Consider the following 22786-nt stretch of genomic DNA (forward strand, 5'->3'; position numbering starts at 1 on the left):
CCAGAGGAGTTCCCTTGTCACAGTTCCCTCGCGTCGCCGCCCTGCTGGCCACGGTGATCGCCACCGCCGGCCTCACCTCCCTCACCACGCCCGCCTACGCCGCCGGAAGCGTCACCTGTGACACCTCCGGCACCATGTACTTCAAGCCCGGAGTACAGATCGTCCCCCTCAAACAGGACATCGAGATCCGCGGCGCCAACGGCTCCTGCCGCGACTCCACCGGCCTCGGCATCGACGAGGCCAGGCTCACCGCGAACTTCAGCGGCGTCTGGCTCACCTGCGAACTCGGCGGCGGCGGCACCGGCCACGGCACCGGCACCCTGGACTGGACCCTGGACGACGGCAGGAAGGCCCGCAGCGACCTCGACCTGAACTTCGAAAGCAACATCGCCAGCGAGGTGACCCTGTCCGGCCAGGTCGTCGGCGGCCCCCTCGACGGCGAGAAGTTCTCCGCCCACCTCAGCGCCGACCTGTTCCGCGGCAGCCTCAAGTGCACCGTCGGCGGCCCCTTCGGCGGCGCCAAGAGCATCGGCTACCACGGCGACCTCAGCGTCGGCTGACCTCACCCGCAACACCGACCAGAACGACGGCAGCACCGGCATCCGCGCCTCCCACCCCGACCGGCCTCGACCAGCCTCACAAGGTGGACGGATGCCGCGTGCGCCGCAGCCTGCCGGCACTTGGGTCATGGGGCTTGACCTGCGCGACGGCTTCCCGCTGGTGGTGTGATCCGGAGTGACGCTCGGACGGCGTCGGATGCCTGGCTCGAAGGGCTGACACCGCGGTGGTGATCCGCCTAGTCGGGGGAGCGCAAGAGCATTGCCTCCACCTCGGCGCCGGCGTCGGCCGTGCAGACGTACGTGGGCCTTCCGGTCGCCGGATCGACGAAGTACAGGGTCGCACGCTTGCCGCACCTTGAGCACCAGGAGTCAGGGCCGCCACCGAGTTCGGCCAGGCCGACCTTGATCTCTGGGATAACAAAAGCCATGCGGGAAGCGTAAGTCGGCCTGGTCAGGACTTCTGTGGCGACAGTGCGGCTTGCGTAATCCATGCCCGTAGATTGGCCGACGCGGGAGGTGGCGGGCCGACCGGGTCGTGAGGTGGGATCCGGAAGGACTGGGCAAGACAACAAGGCCTTCAGCATTCCCGACGCAGGGGTGACGCCCAAAGGCGCGATCGAATGGTGAGTCGTTCGCGAAACCCGGGCCTGACCTGATTCAACGGGTCAGCGGTCCGGCGCTCACTCATCACGTAATGATCAATAGGACTCCCCGCGGCGGCTCCGAGTGGCAGCATCTGCAGAATGCCTTCATCTACCGGATGGGTCTCGCCGTGATCGCCGCGACCAATGCGGGCCGTCTGCTGGTGGGCCTTCTCGTGGTCATCGGCGCAACGAGTTGCGCGACAGCCGGGGAAGATGGGCATGCCAGTCCCATCAGGTCGAGGGCGGCGCATGGCTGAACACAGCACGATCATCCGTCGACACCGCAAGGTCATCGGCTCGAACTGGCGGCATCTCAACCCGGGACAGCTGTATGCAGCCGATGTCGCTGAGGGGAGGACGATCGAGTAAGACGAGAATGCGGTCATCATCGACGAATCTCGCAGGATCAGCGCGGAGGTCGCCCATCCGTGCCGTGACCGTGTTCTCCGGTGCCCGCCGGCTGGCCGCGCCGACTGGCTCCGGCGCTGAGGGTCTCGGCTCGGGAGTGTTGGTAGGTGACCTGCGTGGTGGATGCTCGTTCGGGGGCTGGATCAAGGCCGTTCCTTTTGGAGAGTTCCCACATCGTGGACGGCGCCGCTTTGACGCCGGGCGTGGTGCGCTCTCCACGGATCCGCCGGTACGCCTCAACGGGCGTTCTCTTGGGCGCGACCGGCGGCGGGAGATGCTGTGTTGATTCCAGGTCTTGACGATGGCTCGTGGCCGGTGCTCACCTGAATGTGTTCTCCTTCCCAAATGTGAGGAGTCACCTGCGATGAAGATCAGCCGATTACATTCCGTTCTCCTCGCCGCGGCTCTGAGCGCCAGTGTTCTGGCTGGTGTCGCACCCGCCTTCGCCGCCACACAGTCCAGCGCGTCCGTGGCCGGCGCGGGCTGGCCCACACCGGACTGGTACCTGCAGGGCCCGTACCAGACCCTGGCCGCCTGCGATGCCGCCTATGAGGACGCTGCGCAGAACGGTCAATACACCGGGCTCGTCTACTGTCATTGGTTCCGCGGAGGTGGCCCCTATCTGCCGGGCTTCTACTACGAGGTGTACATCCCCTGATCAGCGGGCGCACCGGGCAGGCCGGCCGCAACGCCGGGGTGATCATCCGAGTTCCGGGCGCTGATCGCCGAGGCATGGTGGGCCGTCTGATGTAGCGGGGAGTCGATCACTCCCCGCTGTCGTCCACGGCGGTCAGAGGGCTGAGGGCAGCGCCGGTCTCATCGCCTCCGAACGAATCGCCTCCGAACGAGGCGGTTGGCGGGTGGACGTGGGCGACGGCGGCATCGGATCCTTGAGGGCGGGCCGGCCAGGCAACTGTCGGGTGTCTTGTCGAAGCGGCCCTTCGTGCGACCTGGCCTGCTTCGGAGCTGTCGCACCGCCTGCGGGCCGATTTGATCGTTCGACAATTCTCGCACTATCATCGTGCGAAAATTGTCGAACGATTGAAGGTGGTTCCGTTGGCGCCGTCACGCATGTACCAGCATCCCGAGGTTGATGAGATCGCGATCCCGCGCGTGCTGTTCGCGTTGAGTGAGCCGCTGCGGTTGTCGATGGTGCGGATGCTCGCGGAACGCGGCGAGGTGGACAGCATAGAGCTGGGCCCGGACCTGCCGCGCTCGACGCTCACACATCACACCAGCCTCCTGCGCGAGTCCGGAGTGGTGTTCGTCCGCGCCGAGGGGCGCAAGTGCCTGATCCAGCTTCGCCACGACGACCTGGAGGCGCGGTTCCCCGGATTGATCGACACCGTGCTCAACGGCTACCAGGAAGCCGCTCCAGCGCAGGAGGATGCGTGATCCGCCGCGTCTGGCCGCTGGTCGCCGCCGCGATCGCACTGGGGATCGACGCGTACGTTCTCGCCGGGGTGCTGCCCTCGATCGCCGATTCGCTCGCCACGACGGTCGCGGCGGTCGGCCTGGGGGTGACGGCCTTCACCGCCGCGTACGCCCTGGCGGGACCGTTGTTGTCCGGATCGCTGATCCGCGGGAGCACCGCGAGGGCGCTGCTGATCGCGCTGGGCGTGTTCAATCTCGGCAACCTCGTCACCGTGGTCTCGCCGGGGACCGAGGTGTTCCTCGCCTCACGGGTGATCGCGGGCGCCGGCGCCGGCGTGCTCACCGCTGTGGCGACCGCAGCCGCCGCCGCCATGGTCGCCGACCATGAACGGGGTCGCGCCATGGCCATGGTGACCTTCGGCCTGTCCACCGGGACGGTCGCCGGAGTGCCGGTCGGGATGCTCATCGGCGACCGGCTGAGCTGGCGATGGACCATGGCCCTGGTCGTCGCCGTCGGCCTGCTCAGCATGGTGGCCCTGGCCGTCAAGGCGCGTACGATCCCGTCGTTGCCCGCTTCGCGTGGTCCAGCCTTCGCGGTGCTGCGTTCGGCGAGGACGCTCGTCGGGATCGCTGCCGCGTTCCTTCTCGGTGTGGCCAGTCTCGGGCTCTACACCTACCTGCTGCCCATGGCCGAGGCGCGAGGGCTCCAGGATTGGGGTTTCGCGCTGGTGTGGGCCTGGGGCATCGGTGGAGTCGCCGGCTCCGCCCTGGTCGGCAGGCCCCTGGACGCCTTCGGGCCCCGTGCGCTGCTCATCGTCCTGCCCGCCGTGCTCCTGGGGGGCTTCGCCGTCTTCTGGCTTTCCGCCGCCCCGGCGGCCTGGCTCGTCGCGGCGGCGTTGTGGGGTGCGGCGGGGTGGGCGAGCGTTCCCACCCTGCAACAAGCCCTGACCGGAGCCTGGCCCGAGCGGGCGATGCCGATCGTCGCGTTCCAGATGGCGGCGATGTATCTCGGGTCCGCCGCGGGAGCCGCCGTGGGCAGCGGCCTGCTCGCCAAGGGCGTCGATCCGGGCGATCTGTCCGCATGGGCACTGATCCCCGCAGCCCTGGCGTTGCTGCTCACCTGCCGGCTCGGCATCGGTACGCTCCGCGCTCATGCCCGGCACCCCGCCGCCCGCCTCGCGTGCGAGGCCGCAGACTGAGCGGGCGACCCGTACGACACGTCGGTGGGGACGGTCGCCGTCGCGGCTAGCCGGAGGTCGTGAGGCGTTGCGCCTGCGCGCGGCCCACCGTGGCGGCCTGGTGGAGGTAGTCGGCGATCAGGGCCAGTGCGTCGTCGTCGTAGCGGTCGAGCATCTCGACGAACGCCCTGCCGGGCGCGTCCCAGGCCGCACCGATCCGGGCGCGGGCCTCGGGGGTGAGGGCGACCAGGGCGCGCCTGCGGTCGGCCGGGTCGGCGTGCCGTACGACGAGGCCCGCCTTGTCCAGGCGGTCGACCAGGCGGGTGGCCGATCCCGGGGTGAGGCCGGCCAGGCGGGCGATCTCGCCGGTGCTGATCGGGCCCGACTCCAGGTCGAGCAGGGCCACGCATTGCAGGTCGGTGGGGTGGATGCCGAGCTGGTCGGCCATGGCCTGGTTGAACAGGGTGTAGGCCGCGTAGTGGCGCTGACTCTCGTCGGTGATGCGCTTGAGCATCTCGGCTCGGTTTGACACGTGCGGCTCCATGCTCCCCATAATATTCGTCACACAATATTTGCGTGACGCAATGTCTGTGTCACGCTTCCATTCTATCGACAGGTGCCGCGCTCAGGTCGCGGAGCACCTCGGTGAAGGGATCTGTACCGACATGACCATTCTTGTCACGGGCGCTCGCGGTGCTGTCGCGACCGCGCTCATCGGCCTCCTGCGCGAGCAGGGCCTGCCCGTACGTCCGGCCTCCAAGGCCCCCGCCGACCCGTCCGTCGTCAGGTGCGACCTGGGCGACCCGGCCACCTTTGCCCCTGCCCTGGCGGGTGTGACCTCGGTGTTCCTGTACGCCGAACCGTCCCACGCGCAGGAGTTCGCCTCGGTGGCCGCGACGGCCGGGGTCGAGCACATCGTGCTGCTGTCCTCCGCCGCCGTGCTCGCGCCCGACCCCGACGGCAGCCCCCTGGCCACCTCGCATCTCGTCCCGGAACGCGCACTGGCCGCCTCGCCCGTGCCGAGCACCGTTCTGCGGCCCGGCACCTTCTGCGGCAACGCGATGGCGTGGTCATGGTCGATCAGGTCGGGGACGCCGATCAGCCTGCCCTACCCGTACGCGCACGTCGACGCCATCCACGAGGCGGACGTCGCGGCGGTGGCAGCCGCTGTCCTGGCCGATCCCGCGCTCGGCGGCAGGGCGTACACACTGACCGGGCCGCAGTCGCTCACGTTCACCGACCAGATCGGGACCCTCTCGCGCGTCACCGGGCGGGACATCGCGATCAAGCCCGTCACCAGGCAGGAGTGGAAGGCCGAAGTGGCGCAGCACATGGACGGGACCTTCGCCGACGCCCTGCTGGACTACTGGCAGGGCTGCGACGGCCGCCCGGTCGAGCTCACCTCGGTCGTGGAGGAACTGACCGGGACGCCCGCGCGGACGTTCGCCTCCTGGGCCGAGGAGAACCGGGCGGCGTTCCTCGGCTGACGTGCACGGTGCTCTCCTGGGGCGTACGGCGTGCTCGGTGGTCAGCTGTTGAGTCTGGACCGGTCGGTGTTCGTGATCCCGAAAGGGGGAGGTCCTGGCTCTCGGGCTCGGGTGGTTCTCGTCGCCACGGGTGGTTGAGGTGAGTGGCCTCGGTTCGGGGCGAAGCGGGAGTCGCGGCTCTTCAGCCGGGTACGCCGGCAGGTGTGACGCGACGATCAAGCCTGATCGTCCTGGTCGGCGGGTGGATTGTCATTGCCATCCGTGCGGTGGCGATTTACGATCACGAGTCCTACTCACACCCCCCTCTCGGAGTCAGTCGTGCGACTCAAGCTCCTTCTCGCTGTCCTGCTCTGCTTAGCCATGGTCGCCGTCGGTGGCACAGCCGCGCTCGCCGACGTCGGCCCCTACAAAGCCAAGACCGCCATCGACGGTCGCGGCAGCATGGATCCGAACGACAGGATCCGCACCGACGCCTACCTCGCCGAAGCCGACATCATGATCCGCTGCCAGGACACCGGCCCCTCCGTGGGCGGCAGCACCATCTGGGACTACACCTCCGACCTGCTGTGGGTCCCCGACGTCTACGTCCGTACCGGCACCACCGGCTTCCTGTCCGGTGTGCCCCGCTGCCTGTCGATCGGCATCGACGGGAACGCGGCCAAGGGCTCGCCCCACGGCCCCTACAAGGTCAAGATCGACGTGGACGGCCGCGGCAGCCCCAACCCCGACGACCGCGTGCGCACCGACGCCTACCTGGGCGAGAGCCAGGTGTTCATCAAATGCCAGGAGTACGGCCTGGCCGCGGGCGGCAGCACCTTGTGGGACTACACCGGCGAGGGCTTGTGGGTCCCGGACGCCTACATCACCACGGGCACGGACGGCTGGATCTCGGGCATGCCCTCCTGCTCCTCCCTGGGCATCGCGACCGGCGGCACCAACACCGCGGGCGGACGCCAGTTCCTGGTACGGACGACCCTCAACGGCTACCGCGCCAAGAGCCTGTCGGCCGCCAGGGAAGAGGACAGATACGCGGACGGGTCGTACATCACGATCAAGTGCCAGGCGTACGGCGAGGCCAACTACGGCGGCTCCAGCATCTGGGACCTCACGACCGACGACCTGTGGGTGGCCGACTACTACGTGCGTACCGGCTCGACCGGCATCGTCATGAACCGCTGCGACGGCGACGGCCCCGGCTCCGGCGGCGGCAACCGCTTCCTGGTGCGCACGACCCTCAACGGCTACCACGCCAAGAGCCTCACCGCCGCCAGGGAGGAGGACCGGTACGGCGGCGGCACCTACGTCACGATCAAGTGCCAGGCCTATGGCCAGTTCAACTACGGCGGATCGGCGGTCTGGGACCTCACCTCGGACGACCTGTGGGTGGCCGACTACTACGTGCGTACCGGCTCCAGCGACATCATCATGAACCGCTGCGACAACGATCCCAAGCCCGCGGGAGGCGGCAACGGAAACCCGGCGACACCGCTGCCGCCCGGCGCGGGGTCGGTCGGGCAGGGCGACATGCGGTACAAGATCGTCCAGGCCGCCTACAGCCAGCTCGGCGTGTCCGAGTGGGGCGACAACTGCAACCCGTACGGCGCGGGCGGGACGGTCAAGTGCGGCTGGGCGTGGTGCAGCATGTTCGCGAGCTGGACGTGGCGGCAGGCGGGCATCGACGTCTTCCTCCCGTACAGCGGCACGTTCTACTCCTGGGGCCGCAACCGGGGCACCGTGCGCGCCCTCTCCGACGCCCGGCCCGGCGACGTCGTCCTGTTCGGGTACGGCGCCTCGGCCAGCGAGCACGTGGGGGTGGTCGTCGACGTCTATCCCGACGGCCGGATCACCACGATCGAGGGCAACTTCCACGACGAGGTCCGCCTCGTCGGCCCGTTCTCGCCGTACGGCAGCAAGCCGGGCGGCCACAACTACCCGATCTACGGCGTCGTCTCGCCGATCGCCGACTCCTCCACGGCCTGGGCCCCCTCGGACGGCTTCCCCGAGGACGCGAACGCGATGATCTGCACGCAGACGGAGTGGAGCAGCGGCCTGCTCCCCGAGTTCAAGACCTGCCTGGAGAACAACCGCAATCCCGACACCCCGTCCTGGTCGCCCGGTCCGTGGGTGCGGGTCGTGGCCATGATCAGGTCGGTGGGCGGCGTCAACCGGGCCGACATCACCCTGCGAACACCCGACCTGCCCAACGGCCGGACCACCACCTACCGGTACAGATGCGAGTCGGCGCTGACCCTGTCCACGTACCGCAAGTGTGTGACGCCCTGGCAGCAGCGCGGCATCGGCGGCACCACCGCCGAGGTGGTCTACAACTTCAACGGCGCCACCGTCGTACGCAACCTGGGCGATCTGCCCTTCCGCGGATGGGCGCAGTCGTACGCGACCTACTGCGGCCCCTCCGCGCTTCAGGCCGTGCTCGCCAGCACGGGCGCGGACCCCGTCCCGAGCCAGGGCGAGCTCGACGGCGTGCTCGGCACCAGCGTGTACGGCACGCTGCCCAACAAGATGGCCGACTACCCGGTCAAGATCGTGGGCTACCAGTACAACAACAACGAGCTGGTGAACATCAACGACAACGACGCGGGTCTCATCGACCGCACGATGGCCCGCATCAGGCGGTTCATCGATCGCGGCCAGCCGACGCTGCTGCTGGCCAAGTCGGCGAACCTGCCATGGGTCGGCAACGTCAACAGCCTTCTGCGGCACTGGCTGCCCATCCACGGATACGCCACCCAGGGAGGTACCACCCGTTTCCGGGTCTGGGACCCGCAGACGGGGAGGTTCCACTTCATGACCGTCAACGAGGTGATGACCGCCGGGCAGGCCGGCTCCATCATCGCCCCTGACCTGCGGCACTTCGTCATGCCACGCGAAGACCTCTGACCGCTCACCCGGACCGGCCGCCACAGGCGACCGGTCCGGGTTCTCCCGGCCCGTCGTCGCCGCGGCGTCAAGATCGTGAAGCGGTGCGCTGAGTTCGTATAGGGATGGCGTCAAAACGCACCCGGTCGCGGCCCGTGAGGGTGAGGCTGGGGAGATCAACAATGCGGACGAAAGCGACACATGCCTACCAATCCAGCGCCATGGCTGCCCTCCGGCGAGCCTCCCGGCCCGTACGACGTGGAGATCGAACGAGCGAGGCTCAGGGAGCTCAGGTCCCGCCTCCCCGACGCCGCCCGGCCGCTCGACGGCGTGCTCCCGAGCCTGGCCGGGCTCACGGTGACGGAGTCCGCCTTCACCTCCTTCACGTACTCGCTGGCCCTGGCCTACGGCGAGGTCGAGGCGTTCACCATGGTGGAGGTGCGCCACCGGGTGGAGGACGTCGTACGCATCCAGGACGGCATGACCACGTCCATCACGACCTGGGAGAACGCCGAACGCGCCAGCGCGGTGGGCCGGTGGTGAACCTCACGACCCTGGGCCGGGACGGCCTGATGACGGGCACGGGCGCGGCGGTGACGCTGTCGGCTCTGGGCGTTCCGGCGGCGTGGCCGTTCGTCGGCAAGATGTACGTCCACCAGTACGATCCGCAGGCGTTCTTCGACGCGGCCACCACCTGGTTGTCGGCGCACGACGACGTGGTCGCCACCCGGCTGGACGTCGAGGCCCTCGTCGCCGGAGTGGCCGTGACGGACTGGCGCAGCGAGGACGGCCGGGCCTTCCAGCGCCGCATGGACGCCTACCTGGCCGACCTGCGCGGGGTCGAGATCCGCGCCGTGGTCACCGCGATCGTGTTGTACACGGCGGGGGCGGCGCTGGCGGCGATGTTGTTGTTCCAGTTCCTGGTCGCGGCGGCCATGGCGGCGGTGGCGCTCTGGGTGCTGACCGCGGCCGTCACGCCGCTCAGCCTGGCCTCGGCCCGGCTCCTGGCCATGCAGTGCCTGATCAAGCTCTTCGAGGGTTACCAGGCGGTGGAGTCGATGCTCGACGCGCTGCTGCACGCCGCCGCCGCCACCCTGGGCGCGGCGGTGGCGGTCGACGTGGCCGCCGAGACTGTCCGCGGCGATCGCGGCGGCCTGAACGACCTCGCCGCGGCGACCTTCGCCCAAGGCCCCATGCTGGTCTGGGGCACGGCCAACCGCGTCGAACGCGACCTGACCGCTCATGGCCTCAGCGGCCGGTTCCCGTCCTCCGGCCCCTGGTCGAGCGCACGCGGGGGCTCGCCACTGCCGCCCGGCCTGTCGCAGGTGGCGGGCGGCAAGGCGGTCAACGACCTGATGACCGGCGGCCAGACGGTCACCGGCCGGTTCACGCCGGAGCAGAACGCCGACGGCTCGTACTCGTTCCCCTGGGAGTGACCATGGACTTCAAGGACGTGCTCGGGATCGACCCCGAGCGGCTCGCGGCCGACGCCGACGGCTTCTTCAGCCTGCTGGGCCGTGCGACCGGCGGCGTCGCGACGGCACACGCCGAGTCGAAGGACGGCTGGGTGCGCGTCGAGTACAGCTGCGCGTCCGGCGTACGGGATCTGCGCCTTGACCCGCGGGCCATGCGCATGGACTCAGGCCGGCTCGCCGAGACCATCCTCGGCCTGATCCAGCAGGCGCGCGAGCAGGCCGAGAACGAGGAACGCGCCAGGGCCGAGGCTCTTCTCGGCACCGGCAACACCCTCCTGACCGACCGCCGGCTCGTCGCCGACCAGCTGCGCGCCGCGACCGGCACTCTCCAGGAGAACCTGGAACGCGCCGGCGCGACCATCGACCGGGTACGCGCCCTGCTCCACGCCGACCGGCCCCGGACCCGCCCGTAGTCCCGGACGACCCGGACGACCCGGACACGGTACGTGGCCCTGATCCGCGTCGATCGCGTCGCTCGTACGGGCGTGCTCATTCGCCTTTCATGAGCCGCGAGAGGCGGTCCCAGGCCGGGGAGGAGACGCCGGGCAGGGACTGCGCGAGCAACTGGGCGAGGGCGGGGTCGTCGACCGGACGGGACTCCGATCGGCTGTCGCGGCCGGCGAACCACCTCATGGTGCGGTCCGCGAGGGGGAGGAGTCGGGGGTCGTCCGGCGACCAGTCGTAGGCCGCGTCGTGTTCGAGGCAGAGGGCTCGGAACTCGGGATCGGCCATGAGCTCCCGCTTCTCGCTGATCCACACGGCGGCGTCCTCGGGGGAGGCGGTCTGCATGAGGATCCAGCCGTCGCGTTCCAGGCGGATGTGGCGTTCGCCGGCGCCGAGTTCGCGCAGGTCGTCGAGGTAGCCGGCGACTTCGGGAGAGACGAAGAGCTGGTCGCCGTCGCGCAACTGGGCGAGCTGGTCGCGGGTGCGCCGCAGTTGCGCGATGCGTTCCTGGAGGTCGCGGTCGATCTCGGCGACGGCCGACGCGAACGTGTCCTGGTCGGCGTCGAGGAGTTCCTTGACGCGGGCCAGCGGCACGCCGGCACCGGCCAGCGTCCTGATCTTGATGAGGTCGACGGCGTCCTGCGCGGTGTAGCGCCGGTAGCCGGAGGAGTCGCGGTCGGGCTCGGCGATCAGGCCGCGCTGGTGGTAGTGGCGGACGGCCTTGACGGTCACTCCGGCGTAGTCCGCGAGCCGCCCGATTGTGATCATTCTGGACATCCTTCCAGTCGCCGGTCGGGTCAGGCGCGCCGGGTCAGGCGGCCGCCACCGTTGCGGAAACGCGCCTGGCCGTCGCGGAGGTCATGGTAGGAGACGAGCAGCAACCGCAGGTAGCCGTCGAACGTCTCCGGCGGGTATCCGGCGGGCGCGAACAGACCAGGCCGGATCGGTACGTATCGCTGCGGCGGGGCCGACGTCGCGCCGCCGGCGAACTCGGTGAAGATGTGCTCCTGCGAGGCGTCCGCCGGTTCGTAGGTCACCCGCTCCTCAAGCTGGCCGTCGACGATGCTGACGTCGACGCGGAGCTGGTCGGATCGGTAGGTGCCCACGTAGGGGGTGAGGTCGACGTCCTGATCGGACTCGGTGATCAGGGCGGGGATCCGGACGCCGAGATGTTCGGTCAGGAGCCACCGCAGGAGCTCGTCCTGCAACATGATCGCGCCCGGGGTGTTGCCGAAGGCGGCGAAGACCAGGTCGTGCTCGGGCATGACGCACAGGATGGACACGCCGCCGGGCGAGGCGCCCGACATCGCCAGGACGGTCGTGTCCCCGAACGGGTAGCGCACCCAGCCCAGGCCCATGGGCGGGACGTTCGGGGTGTCCATGTCGTACGAGACCTCCTGCATCAGCGCGGTCGAGCCGGCCGACAGGACGCGCGCCCCGGTGGGGGACACCCCACCCGCCAGGTGGGTGCGTCCGAAGGCGAGCAGGTCGGCGATGGTGCCGATGGGGGTGCCTCCGGCCGGGCCCCAGGTGTCGGGCAGCGTGAACATGCCCGTGGGCCTGGCCGCCATGGTGTCCGGGTCGAGGAAGTGGCCGACGGCGGTGCTGCGCAGGATGGCCTGCTCGGCCGAGGTGCTGGAGTCGGTCATGCCGACGGGCCGGTAGATGTCGCGTTCGAGCAGGTCGGAGAAGGACAGGCCGGTCACCACCTCCAGCAGGCGGCCCGCCACGATCATGCCGCCGTTGGAGTAGCTGAGCTGCTCGCCGGGTTCGAACAGGGTGCCGCAACCGCTCGCCAGACCCTCGACGTAGGTCTTCAGGGCGTCGCGGCCCTTGGCGTCGGGGAAGAACAGGTCCGCGTCGATGCCGTTGGTGTGCGAGATCAGGTGCCGGACCAGGATCTTTTCCACCGCGCCCGGCACGGTCAGGGCCAGCTCGGGGAGGTACGTCACCACGACCGCGCCGATGTCCAGGACTCCGCGTTCGACCTGCTGGAGGACCAGCGTGGTGGTCAGGACCTTGGTGACGGAGCCGAGCAGGAAACCGGTGTCCTGGAGCATCGGCGCGCCGGTGGCGACGTTCGCGACGCCGTGGGCGACGACGATCTGCTCGCCGGCGTGGTGGACGCCGGCCACGAAGCCGGGGATGTCGCCGGCCTCGCAGTGGGCGGCGGCCTGCTCGCTGATCTGGGCTGCGACTGCGCGCAGTGCGTTGTTGCTCATGACGGCCATCGTCCGACCCTGCCCCTGGGGCAAGGTCAAGCCTTGAACGGTGAGGAGCCGGATCACGGTCTGAAGCGGTAGCCCATCCCGGGTTCGGTGATCAGATGGACCGGGCGGGCCGGGTCCCGTTCGAGCTTGCGGCGGATCTGGGCCATGTACTGGCGCAGGTAGTGGGTCTCCTTGACGAACCTGGCGCCCCACACCTCGGTGAGGACCTGGCGCTGGCTGATCAGCTTGCCGGGATGGCGCAGCAGCAGGTCGAGGATGTGCCACTCCGTCGGCGTCAGCCGTACGTTGCTGGAGATCGTCTTGTTCGTGAGGTCGATGACGTGGTCGCCGAGCCGGATGCTCGCCAGCTCGGCCTCCTGGATGGCGGTGCGCCGGGTCACCGCCCGTACGCGGGCCAGCAGCTCGTCGATGCCGAACGGTTTCGTGACGTAGTCGTCGGCGCCGGCGTCCAGGGCCTCGATCTTGTCCTGGTTCCCGGCCCGGCCGGACAGCACGATGATCGGGATGCTGCTCCAGCCGCGAAGGCCGTGGATCACCTCCACGCCGTCCAGGTCCGGCAGGCCGAGGTCGAGGATGACCAGGTCCGGGGCGGCGTCGGCGGCGGCCCCGAGCGCGGCGGCGCCGTCGGCGGCGACGGTGACGTCGTAGTGGCGGGCGGCCAGGTTGATGCGCAGGGCGCGCAGGATCTGCGGCTCGTCGTCCACGACGAGGATGTGGGTCACGGGGTCACCCTCCGGGAGGTGGCGATGGGCAGGGTGAGGATCATGGTGAGACCGCCACCAGGCGTCTCCTCGGGTACGAGCGTGCCGCCCATGGCCTCGGCCAGCCCGCGCGACAGGGCGAGCCCGAGCCCGACGCCGGAGTGGTTGTCGCGGTCGCCGAGTCGCTGGAACGGCTGGAAGACCCGGTCGTGCGCCTCCGCCGGGATGCCGGGCCCGCGGTCCATCACCCGGATCTCGACGTGGTCGCCGTGCCCGCTCGCGGTGATCAGTACGGCCCGGTCGGGCGGGCTGTAGCGCACGGCGTTGGACATGAGGTTGACCAGGACCCGTTCGAGCAGCGCGGGATCGGCCAGGACGTCCGGCAGCTCGACGGAGATGTCGCCTTCGATGCGAGCCTGCAGCGGCCCGAGATCGTCGACGGCCCTCGGCACGACCTCTTCCAGCGCCAGCGGCTGCGCGCTCACGCCGAGCACGCCCGCCTGCAGCCGGCTCATGTCCAGCAGGTTCGCCACCAGCCGGTCCAGCTTGTCCAGCGACTCCTCCGCGGTGGCGAGCAGCTCGGACCGGTCCCGTTCCGACCAGGCGATCTCGGTGCTGCCCAGGCTCTCGACGGCGGCCTTGGCGGAGGCGAGCGGCGTACGCAGGTCGTGGCTGACGGCGGCCAGCAGCGCGGTGCGCATGCGGTCGGCCTCGACCAGCGGGCGGGCGCGTTCGGCCTCCTGTTGCAGGCGTTCCTGGCGCAGCGCGACGGCGGCCTCGGCGGCGAACGCCTCCAGCACCGTACGGTCGGCGGCCTCCAGCGGCGCGCCCTTGGCGGCCAGGACCAGCTCCTCGTCGATGACCACGTCGGTGTCGGAGCGTCCCGGACAGGTCGCGGGGGCGCCGCCGGAGGTGGCCACGATCCGCCAGGCGTCCGGGTCGGACTGGTGGTCGGGGATGCGCGCGGCCTCGGGCTGCCGCTCCAGCAGGGTGACGGAGGTCAGTCCGAACGTCTCGCGCATGCGCTCCAGCAACGACGGCACCGCGGCCTCGCCGCGCAGCACGTGGCCGGCCATGGTGGACAGCAGCTCGGCGTCCGCGCCGGCCCGCGCCGCCTCCCTCGTACGGCGGGCGGCGATGTCCACGATCGTGCTCACCGCGGCCGCCACCAGCACGAACACGACCAGCGCGAACAGGTTCTCCGGCGCGGCGATGGTGAACTCGCCGACCGGCGGCGTGAAGAACCAGTTGAGCAGCAGCGACCCGCCGACGGCTGCGGTGATGGCCGGCCACATGCCGCCCGCCAGCGCCACCCCGACGGTCAGGCACAGGAAGAACAGGATCTCGCTGGGCAACGACAGCAGGTCCCGGAACGGCCACAGCGCGGCCGTCAGCAGCGGCATCCCGGCCACCGCCAGCACCCAGCCGGTCGTGCGCCGGGCACGGGTGAGCGCGGCCCGCGACCGGGCCGGCCGCCGGCCCTTCTTGACCTCCTCGTGCGTGATCATGTGGACGTCGATCGAGCCGGACCGCGCGGTCGTCTCCACCCCGACGCCCCGGGAGAAGATCTGCGCGAACCGCCCCCTGCGCGACGCCCCGAGCACGAGCTGGGTGGCGTTGACGCCGCGGGCGAAGTCGAGCAGCGCCCGCGGGACGTCGTCGCCGACGACCTGGTGATAGGTGCCGCCCATGTCCTCCACCAGCGTGCGCTGGCGGGCCAGGCTGGCCGGATCGGCCCCGGCCAGCCCGTCGGCGCTGGTCACGTGCACGGCCAGCAGGTCGGCGCCCTTGGTACGGGCGGCGGCGCGGGCGGCCCGCCGGACGAGCGTGTCGCCCTCGCGGCCGCCGGTCAGGGCGACGACGACACGTTCGCGGGTCTCCCAGGTGGTGGCGATGCCGTGGTCGGCGCGGTAGCGGTCGAGCTGGTCGTCCACCTTGCCGGCCACCCACAGCAGCGCCAGTTCGCGCAGGGCGGTGAGGTTGCCGACGCGGAAGTAGTTCGCCAGGGCCGCGCTGACCTTCTCGGGGGCGTACACGTTGCCGTGGGCCATCCGCCTGCGCAGCGCCTCGGGCGACATGTCCACCAGCTCGATCTGGTCGGCCCGGCGTACGACCTCGTCGGGCACGGTCTCGCGCTGCGGCACGCCGGTGATCTCCTGGACGACGTCGTTGACCGACTCCAGGTGCTGGATGTTCACCGTGGAGATCACGTCGATGCCGGCGTCCAGGATCTCGTCGATGTCCTGCCAGCGCTTGACGTTCACGGAGCCGGGCACGTTGGTGTGGGCCAGCTCGTCGATCAGCGCCACCTTCGGCCTGCGGGCGATCACGGCCTCGGTGTCGAGCTCGGTGAACGTGGTGCCGCGGTACCGGAGGGTCTTGCGGGGGATGACCTCCATGCCCTCCAGGAGGGCGGCGGTGCGGGGCCGGCCGTGGGTCTCGACGAAACCCACGACCACGTCCCGGCCGCGCTCGCGGGCCCTGCGGCCCTCGCCGAGCATCGCGTACGTCTTGCCGACCCCGGGCGCCGCCCCGAGGTAGACCCGCAGCCGGCCCCTCACCTCATGCCTTGTCGAGCGCGAGGTTGAGTTCGAGCACGTTGACCGCGGGCTCGCCCATGAAGCCGAGGACGCGGCCGGTGGTGTGCTCCTTGACGAGCCGCTCCACGGCGGCCCGGTCGAGGCCGCGCTCGCGGGCCACGCGGGGCGCCTGGAGCTCGGCGTACGCGACCGAGATGTGCGGGTCGAGGCCGGAGCCGCTGGCGGTCACCGCGTCGGCGGGGACGACCGCCGTCGTGTTCCCCCGGACGGGGACGGTGCGCCCGGCGGCGTAGTCCTCGCCCGGCCTGCCGCACTCGACCTTGACACCCTGGTACGTGGCGACGAACGGGACGGCCGGGCACGCCTGGTTGACGCTGACGACCCGCCCGGGGAAGACCTTCAGCACCGCGCCGACCCCGTCGGCCGTGCAGTACGGACGGGCGCCGCTGACGCCCTCCAGCTCGCCGGCCGCCTTGGAACGGGCGCAGACCCGGGTGAGCAGCGACTGCCTGCCCTCCTCGCCCGCGCCCGGCAGCACGTCCACGACGTCCTCGGGGCCGAGGTTGCTGGCCCCGGACGCGGTCGGGTCGTAGCCGTCGCCGGCCGCCGACGGGCGGGACTGGAAGTACGTCCTGACCGGATTGCCGTCCTTGTCGGTGAAGGACTGGCCGATCAGGGCACTGCCATGACCGCCTTCGACGATCGAGCCGTTGGCCAGGCCGATGAACAGCGCCTGGGCGACGCCGGTGGTGACCAGTGGGTAGACGATGCCGAGCAGCACGGTCAGGACGGCGACCGCGCGCAACGCGGCGAGATGCTGGCGGACCCAGCTTGGCAGGCGTTCCATTTAAGACATCCCCGGAAGGAACTGGATCAGCAGGTCGATGATTTTGATGCCGACGAAGGGGGCGACGATGCCGCCCAGGCCGTAGACGTACAGGTTGCGGGAGAGCAGTTTGGAGGCGCTGGAGGGCCGGTAGCGCACCCCGCGCAGCGCCAGCGGGATGAGGGCGACGATGACCAGCGCGTTGAAGACGACCGCCGACAGGATGGCCGACTGGGGGCTGGCCAGGCGCATGACGTTGAGCGCGTCCAGGCCGGGGTAGACGGCCGCGAACATGGCCGGGATGATCGCGAAGTACTTGGCGATGTCGTTGGCGATCGAGAACGTGGTCAGCGCGCCCCGGGTGATCAGCAGTTGTTTGCCGATCTCGACGATCTCGATGAGCTTGGTCGGGTTGGAGTCCAGGTCCACCATGTTCCCGGCCTCCTTGGCGGCCGAGGTGCCGGTGTTCATGGCGACGCCGACGTCCGACTGGGCCAGGGCGGGGGCGTCGTTGGTGCCGTCGCCGGTCATCGCGACCAGCCGGCCGCCCTCCTGCTCCTTCTTGATCAGCGCGAGCTTGTCCTCGGGGGTGGCCTCGGCCAGGAAGTCGTCCACGCCGGCCTCGTCGGCGATGGCCTTGGCGGTCAGCGGGTTGTCGCCGGTGATCATGACGGTGCGGATGCCCATGCGGCGCATCTCGTCGAAGCGTTCGCGCATGCCCTGCTTGACGACGTCCTTGAGGTGGATGACGCCGAGCACGTGGCCTCGTTCGGCCACGACCAGCGGGGTGCCGCCGGAGGCGGAGATGCCGTCCACGATGTGGCCGACGTCGTCGGTGGGGTGGCCGCCGTTGTCGCGTACCCACTTCATGACCGCGGTGGCCGCGCCCTTGCGGACCTCGCGGCCGTCCAGGTTCACGCCGGACATGCGGGTCTGCGCGGTGAACTGCACCCATTCGGCGCCGTGGATCTCGCGTTCGCGCAGGCCATAGCGTTCCTTGGCGTACACCACGATCGAGCGGCCCTCGGGGGTCTCGTCGGCGAGGCTGGATAGCTGGGCGGCCTCGGCGAGCTCGGCCTCGGTGATCCCGTCCACGGGGACGAACTCGGCCGCCTGCCGGTTGCCCAGCGTGATCGTGCCGGTCTTGTCCAGCAGCAGCGTGGACACGTCCCCGGCCGCCTCCACGGCCCGGCCCGACATGGCCAGGACGTTGCGCTGCACCAGGCGGTCCATGCCGGCGATGCCGATGGCCGACAGCAGTGCCCCGATGGTCGTCGGGATCAGGCAGACCAGCAGCGACACCAGGACGATGCCGGTGACGCCGTTCGCGTCCAGGGCGATCGAGTCGGGGACGCCGGGGTTGATCTGCTTGGAGTAGATGGCCAGCGGCTGCATGGTCACGGTGGCGACCAGGAAGATGATCGTCAGGGCGGCCAGCAGGATGTTGAGCGCGATCTCGTTCGGCGTCTTCTGCCGGTTGGCGCCCTCGACCAGGGCGATCATCCGGTCGATGAAGCTCTCGCCGGGCTTCTGGGTGATCTTGACGACGATCCGGTCGGAGAGCACCTTCGTGCCGCCGGTCACCGCGGACCGGTCGCCGCCGGACTCGCGGATGACGGGCGCGGACTCGCCGGTGATGGCCGACTCGTCCACCGAGGCGATCCCCTCGACCACGTCGCCGTCGCCGGGGATGACCTCGCCCGCCTCGACGACCACCAGGTCGCCCTGCCGCAGGTCGGGCGCGCCGACCGCGTCCCACTCGCCCGTGCTCCCGCCGCGCAGGCGGCGGGCCTGGGTGTCGGTCTTGGCCTTGCGCAGCGTCGCCGCCTGCGCCTTGCCGCGCCCTTCGGCGACGGCCTCGGCCAGGTTGGCGAAGACCACGGTCAGCCACAGCCATACGACGGTCGCCCAGGCGAAGAACGACGGCTCGACGATCGCCAGGACGGTGGTGAACACCGCGCCGACCTCGACGATCAGCATGACGGGGTTGCGCCACAACGTGGCCGGGTTCAGCTTCCTGACGGCGTCGGGGAACGACCTGACCAGTTGCCGGGGGTCCAGCAGTCCGCCGCCCACGCGGCCGTCCCGCCGCGCGGCGGGTTTGTCCAGTACGGGGCTTGACATGTCAGGACAGTCCTTCTGCGATCGGGCCGAGCGCGAGCGCCGGGAGGAAGGTGAGGGCGACGAGGATCACCGTCACGCCGACGACCATGCCGACGAACTGCGGCCGGTGCGTGGGCAGCGTGCCGGCGCCCGCCGGGACGGGCGACTGCGCCGCCAGCGACCCGGCCAGGGCCAGCACCAGGATGATCGGCAGGAACCGGCCGAAGACCATGCACAGGCCGAGCGCCACGTCGTACCACGGGGTGTTGACGGTCAGGCCGCCGAAGGCCGAGCCGTTGTTGTTGGAGGCGCTGGTGAAGGCGTAGAGGACCTCCGACAGGCCGTGCGGGCCGCCGTTCAGCATGCCCGCCCGCTGCTGCGGGGAGCCCATCGCGAAGGCCGTGCCGATCAGCACCAGGGCTGGGGTGACCAGGAAGTACAGGGAGGCGAGCTTGATCTCGCGCGCCCCGATGCGCTTGCCCAGGTACTCGGGGGTGCGGCCGACCATCAGGCCCGCCACGAAGACCGTGATCACGGCGAGGATGAGCATGCCGTACAGGCCCGAGCCGACGCCGCCGGGGGCGACCTCGCCGAGCATCATGTTGACCATCGTCATCATGCCGCCGAACGGCGTGTAGGAGTCGTGGAAGGAGTTCACGGCTCCGGTCGAGGTGAGCGTGGTCGCCGCGCCGAAGGTAGCCGAGTTGGACACCCCGAAGCGCAGTTCCTTGCCCTCCATCGCCGCGCCGACGGCCTGCGGGACCGTGGCGTTGCCGGACAGCTCGAAGACGTTGGTCAGGATCACGCTGGTCAGCGCGATGACGGCCATCACGGCGAGGATCGCGTACCCCTGCCGGACCTGGCCGACCAGCCGGCCGAACGTACGGGTGAGCGAGAACGGGATCACCAGGATCAGGAAGATCTCGAACCAGTTCGTCCAGCTCGTGGCGTTCTCGAACGGGTGGGCGGAGTTGGCGTTGTAGAAGCCGCCGCCGTTGGTGCCCAGTTCCTTGATGACCTCCTGGGAGGCCACCGGGCCGCCGGTGATGCCCTGCGTGCCGCCGGTCAGCGTGGTCACCTCGTGCACGCCGGAGAAGTTCTGCACCAGGCCGCCGGCCACCAGCACCAGCGCGCCCACGAAGGCGATCGGCAGCAGGATGCGCAGCGCGCCGCGGATCAGGTCCACCCAGAAGTTGCCGATCGTGCCGGACTTACGGCGGGCGAACCCGCGTACGAGCGCCACCGCGACCGCCATGCCGACGGCCGCCGAGACGAAGTTCTGCACGGCCAGGGCGGCCATCTGGGTCAGATGGCCCATCGTGGTCTCGCCCGAGTACGCCTGCCAGTTGGTGTTGGTCACGAAGCTGATCGCGGTGTTCCAGGCGATGTGGTCGGTGACCGGCGCCATGCCCAGGCTGAGCGGCAGCTTGTCCTGAAGGCGCTGGAGGCCGTACACGACCAGGACGGAGACGGCCGAGAACGCCAGCAGGCTGCGCGCGTAGACCGGCCAGCTCTGCTCGGCGTCGGCGCGCACCCCGAGCAGCCGGTAGATCCCGCGCTCGGCCGCGTTGTGCCTCGTCGTGGAGTAGACGCGGAACATGTAGTCGCCGAACGGCTTGTGCACCAGCGCCAGCGCGGCGATCAGGGAGGCGATGAAGATCAAACCTGCGACGGTCGTGCTCATCAGAACCGCTCCGGGAACAGCAGGGCGGCGACCATGAAGATCACCAGGGCCGCGACCACTACGAGACCGGTGGCGTTGATCGCGCTCACAGGCGCTCCACCGCCTTCACCACGAGCCCGAAGACCACGAACACCGCGATCGTCAGGGCGACGAAGATGACGTCTGCCATCCCCACTCCTCAGCTCTGGAACATTCCTTACCGCCCGGAATGAGCGGTTCCAGACCAAGGAAAACCCGGAAAAAGCCCCGTTTAGCCTTTCTTGACGGCATCCCTACGTCGGGGTCCTGATTCTTGACGCGATTCATACGCGCCACCTCGGGACAGCCCGATTCGGCCCGGCTCAGCCCACGTGGACGTGCGGGCGGCGTTCCAGGTCCGGCTCCGCCTGGCGCAGCACCTCCCTGGTCAGCGGCGGTACGTCCCCGCCGCCGAAGACCAGGTAGCGCAGCATCGCCACGACCGGATTGCCCTCGGTCCAGTGGAAATAGATGTGCGGCACCGAGCCGGTCCGGTCGCGCAGGTGGAGCAGGAGCGCGGCGAGCGAGTTGGGCACGGCCGAGCTCTCGATGGTGAGGATCCGGTGGCCGTAGCGTTCTTCGCCCTTGACGTGCAGCTCGGTCTCGAACTCGGAGGCGTCCGGCACCGAGACCTCCACGAACAGGACCGGCTCCGAGCTGCGCAGCCGGTGGTTGAGCCAGGTCTCGCGGAGTTTGTCGTGGTACTCGTCCTGGTCGCGCTGGTGGGGCTCGTTCGCGATCAGGTGGAGGTCTCCGCAGGCGTCGTTGACGTACTGCTCGGCCAGCGGGTCCAGGCGCACCTCGGTCACGCGCAACTCGGTGGAGCGGGTGGCGCGCGAGATCAGCGAGGTGACGACGATGGCCGCGATGAAGAACGAGGCGATCTTCACGCCGTCGGGCCGTTCGATCACGTTGTCGACCAGCGTGTAGACCAGCACCGCCGTGATCACGGCGAAGCCGGCCGCGGCCCGGTGTTGCCGCTTCTTGCGCGCCGACAGGGTGACCGCGACGGCCGCCGACAACATGAGCACCAGCACGCCGGTGGCGTACGCGCCTCCCTGGGCGTCCACGTCGGCGTCGAAGATGATCGTGATCGCGAACGCGATCACGGAGAACACCAGCACCAGCGGCCGGACCGCGCCGGTCCACTCCGGCGCCATGCCGTAGCGGGGCAGGTAGCGCGGAACCAGGTTGATCAGGCCCGCCATGGCCGACGCCCCGGCGAACCACAGGATCGTGATGGTGGAGACGTCGTAGACGGTGCCGAACCAGTCGCCCAGGTAGCCGTGGGCCAGGTAGGCCAGGGCCCGGCCGCCGGCCCTGCCGCCCTCCTCGAACTCCTCGTGCGGGATCAGCACGGTGGTGACGAAACTGGAGAAGATCAGGAACACGCTCATGATCAACGCCGCGACCGTGAGCATCCGCTTGGTGCCCTTGACCCGCTGCCCGACCTCGCCCTTGACCACCGGCATCACCGCCACGCCGGTCTCGAACCCCGACAGGCCCAGCGCCAGCTTGGGCATCACGAGCAGCGACAATCCGATCATGGTGAGCGGGCTGCTGAAGTCGAGGCTCAGGGCACGCTGCCAGTCCACGACCACCTGCGGCGCCTGGACGACCCGTACGACGGCGGTGGCCACGACGACCGCGTTCAGCCCGAGATAGACGAGGACGAGCAGCACCGCGATGCCGATCGCCTCGCTGAAGCCCATCAGGAACACCCCGCCGAGCGCGGCCAGCAGCACCAGCGTGACGATCACCCGCCGGCCGGCCAGGAAGTCGGGCACGAAGGGGTTCTCCAGGATGTGCGCGGTGGCGTCGGCCGCCGACAATGTCATGGTGATGACGAAGTCGGTCGCCGCGAACCCGAGCAGCGCCAGCACGAAGAACTTGCCCCACCACTGCGGGGCGAGCTTCTCCAGCATCGCGATCGAGCCCTGGCCGTACGGGCTCTCGGCCGCGACCCGGCGGTAGACCGGCAGCGCGCCCAGCAGGGTGAGCGCCACCAGGAAGAGCGTGGCCAGGGGCGACAGGAACCCGGCGGCCAGGGCGGCGATGCCCGGCTGGTAGCCCAGGGTGGAGAAGTAGTCGACGCCGGTCAGGCACATCACCCGCCACCACGGGTGCTTGACGTGGGGGCCGTGCTCGATCTGCCTGCGGTCGGTCTGCAGGCCCTGGAGGAGCCAGGAACGCAGTGTTCCTTCCGTGGCCGCCGGCCGTTTCGCCAGCACCATTT

The 22786-nt window shown here is 70.0% G+C and carries 20 protein-coding genes; 9 read left to right on the forward strand and 11 right to left on the reverse strand.

The genetic code is table 11. From position 1 onward, the window contains the following. Positions 1 to 14 precede the first annotated feature (14 nt). Positions 15 to 560: a hypothetical protein gene (locus DMB42_RS17935; protein ID WP_125636011.1), complete on the forward strand. Its 546-nt coding sequence runs from the start codon at positions 15 to 17 to the stop codon at positions 558 to 560. A 236-nt stretch (positions 561 to 796) separates the two neighbouring features. Here the strand turns inward: DMB42_RS17935 and DMB42_RS17940 are convergent, their stop codons facing one another. After that, the gene (locus DMB42_RS17940) at positions 797 to 988 is read right to left on the reverse strand and encodes a hypothetical protein (protein ID WP_125636013.1); all 192 of its coding nucleotides are present in this window, start codon (positions 986 to 988) and stop codon (positions 797 to 799) included. A gap of 988 nt (positions 989 to 1976) precedes the next feature. Between DMB42_RS17940 and DMB42_RS17945 the strand changes: the two genes are divergently transcribed. The 3 genes from DMB42_RS17945 to DMB42_RS17955 all read left to right on the forward strand — a co-directional run bounded on the left by DMB42_RS17945 (position 1977) and on the right by DMB42_RS17955 (position 4185). Beyond that, the gene (locus DMB42_RS17945; protein ID WP_125636015.1) at positions 1977 to 2270 is read left to right on the forward strand and encodes a hypothetical protein; all 294 of its coding nucleotides are present in this window, start codon (positions 1977 to 1979) and stop codon (positions 2268 to 2270) included. Between the two features lie 389 nt (positions 2271 to 2659). Beyond that, positions 2660 to 3007: a helix-turn-helix transcriptional regulator gene (locus tag DMB42_RS17950; RefSeq protein WP_260477792.1), complete on the forward strand. Its 348-nt coding sequence runs from the start codon at positions 2660 to 2662 to the stop codon at positions 3005 to 3007. After that, positions 3004 to 4185, forward strand: a complete 1182-nt coding sequence (locus DMB42_RS17955) for an MFS transporter (protein ID WP_125636017.1) — start codon at positions 3004 to 3006, stop codon at positions 4183 to 4185. The genes DMB42_RS17950 and DMB42_RS17955 overlap by 4 nt, the downstream gene beginning before the upstream one ends. A 46-nt stretch (positions 4186 to 4231) precedes the next feature. On the opposite strand, the gene DMB42_RS17960 is transcribed toward DMB42_RS17955, so the two are convergent. Further along, positions 4232 to 4696, reverse strand: a complete 465-nt coding sequence (locus tag DMB42_RS17960) for a MarR family winged helix-turn-helix transcriptional regulator (protein WP_229824248.1) — start codon at positions 4694 to 4696, stop codon at positions 4232 to 4234. 133 nt (positions 4697 to 4829) lie between these two features. Between DMB42_RS17960 and DMB42_RS17965 the strand changes: the two genes are divergently transcribed. From DMB42_RS17965 to DMB42_RS17985, 5 genes are all read left to right on the forward strand, one after another. After that, the gene (locus tag DMB42_RS17965) at positions 4830 to 5651 is read left to right on the forward strand and encodes an SDR family oxidoreductase (RefSeq protein WP_125636021.1); all 822 of its coding nucleotides are present in this window, start codon (positions 4830 to 4832) and stop codon (positions 5649 to 5651) included. A gap of 360 nt (positions 5652 to 6011) precedes the next feature. Then, positions 6012 to 8549 carry a CHAP domain-containing protein gene (locus tag DMB42_RS17970; RefSeq protein ID WP_125636023.1) on the forward strand — a complete coding sequence of 846 codons (2538 nt, stop codon included), beginning with the start codon at positions 6012 to 6014 and terminating at the stop codon, positions 8547 to 8549. Between the two features lie 180 nt (positions 8550 to 8729). Then, on the forward strand, positions 8730 to 9071 hold the full coding sequence (locus DMB42_RS17975) for a hypothetical protein (RefSeq protein ID WP_125636025.1): 342 nt from the start codon (positions 8730 to 8732) through the stop codon (positions 9069 to 9071). Then, positions 9068 to 9964 carry a hypothetical protein gene (locus DMB42_RS17980; protein ID WP_125636027.1) on the forward strand — a complete coding sequence of 299 codons (897 nt, stop codon included), beginning with the start codon at positions 9068 to 9070 and terminating at the stop codon, positions 9962 to 9964. The genes DMB42_RS17975 and DMB42_RS17980 overlap by 4 nt, the downstream gene beginning before the upstream one ends. Positions 9965 to 9966: 2 nt before the next feature. Further along, positions 9967 to 10416: a YbaB/EbfC family nucleoid-associated protein gene (locus DMB42_RS17985; RefSeq protein ID WP_125636029.1), complete on the forward strand. Its 450-nt coding sequence runs from the start codon at positions 9967 to 9969 to the stop codon at positions 10414 to 10416. Positions 10417 to 10492: 76 nt separating this feature from the next. Here the strand turns inward: DMB42_RS17985 and DMB42_RS17990 are convergent, their stop codons facing one another. The 9 genes from DMB42_RS17990 to DMB42_RS18035 form a co-directional block, all read right to left on the reverse strand. Beyond that, positions 10493 to 11215 carry a MerR family transcriptional regulator gene (locus DMB42_RS17990; RefSeq protein ID WP_125636031.1) on the reverse strand — a complete coding sequence of 241 codons (723 nt, stop codon included), beginning with the start codon at positions 11213 to 11215 and terminating at the stop codon, positions 10493 to 10495. A 29-nt stretch (positions 11216 to 11244) separates the two neighbouring features. After that, on the reverse strand, positions 11245 to 12669 hold the full coding sequence (locus tag DMB42_RS17995; protein WP_221762223.1) for a serine hydrolase: 1425 nt from the start codon (positions 12667 to 12669) through the stop codon (positions 11245 to 11247). A gap of 62 nt (positions 12670 to 12731) precedes the next feature. Then, positions 12732 to 13400 (reverse strand): response regulator, encoded by a 669-nt coding sequence (locus tag DMB42_RS18000; RefSeq protein ID WP_125636035.1) that lies wholly within the window; start codon positions 13398 to 13400, stop codon positions 12732 to 12734. After that, the gene (locus DMB42_RS18005; RefSeq protein WP_125636037.1) at positions 13397 to 15940 is read right to left on the reverse strand and encodes a DUF4118 domain-containing protein; all 2544 of its coding nucleotides are present in this window, start codon (positions 15938 to 15940) and stop codon (positions 13397 to 13399) included. Before DMB42_RS18005 ends, DMB42_RS18000 begins: the two co-directional genes overlap by 4 nt. A 1-nt stretch (position 15941) precedes the next feature. Beyond that, positions 15942 to 16766, reverse strand: a complete 825-nt coding sequence (locus DMB42_RS18010) for a potassium-transporting ATPase subunit C (RefSeq protein ID WP_125636039.1) — start codon at positions 16764 to 16766, stop codon at positions 15942 to 15944. Beyond that, positions 16767 to 18869: a potassium-transporting ATPase subunit KdpB gene (kdpB, locus tag DMB42_RS18015; protein ID WP_125636041.1), complete on the reverse strand. Its 2103-nt coding sequence runs from the start codon at positions 18867 to 18869 to the stop codon at positions 16767 to 16769. Position 18870: 1 nt separating this feature from the next. Continuing rightward, the gene (gene kdpA, locus DMB42_RS18020; protein WP_125636043.1) at positions 18871 to 20532 is read right to left on the reverse strand and encodes a potassium-transporting ATPase subunit KdpA; all 1662 of its coding nucleotides are present in this window, start codon (positions 20530 to 20532) and stop codon (positions 18871 to 18873) included. Next, positions 20532 to 20621 carry a K(+)-transporting ATPase subunit F gene (kdpF, locus tag DMB42_RS18025; protein ID WP_125636045.1) on the reverse strand — a complete coding sequence of 30 codons (90 nt, stop codon included), beginning with the start codon at positions 20619 to 20621 and terminating at the stop codon, positions 20532 to 20534. The genes kdpA and kdpF overlap by 1 nt, the downstream gene beginning before the upstream one ends. Positions 20622 to 20873: 252 nt before the next feature. Beyond that, positions 20874 to 22784, reverse strand: coding sequence for an amino acid transporter (locus tag DMB42_RS18035; RefSeq protein ID WP_125636047.1), 1911 nt, complete (start codon positions 22782 to 22784; stop codon positions 20874 to 20876). Positions 22785 to 22786 lie beyond the last annotated feature (2 nt).

Origin of the sequence: Nonomuraea sp. WAC 01424 (assembly GCF_003947315.1) — a bacterium.
In the GTDB taxonomy this organism is placed as follows: domain Bacteria; phylum Actinomycetota; class Actinomycetes; order Streptosporangiales; family Streptosporangiaceae; genus Nonomuraea; species Nonomuraea spiralis.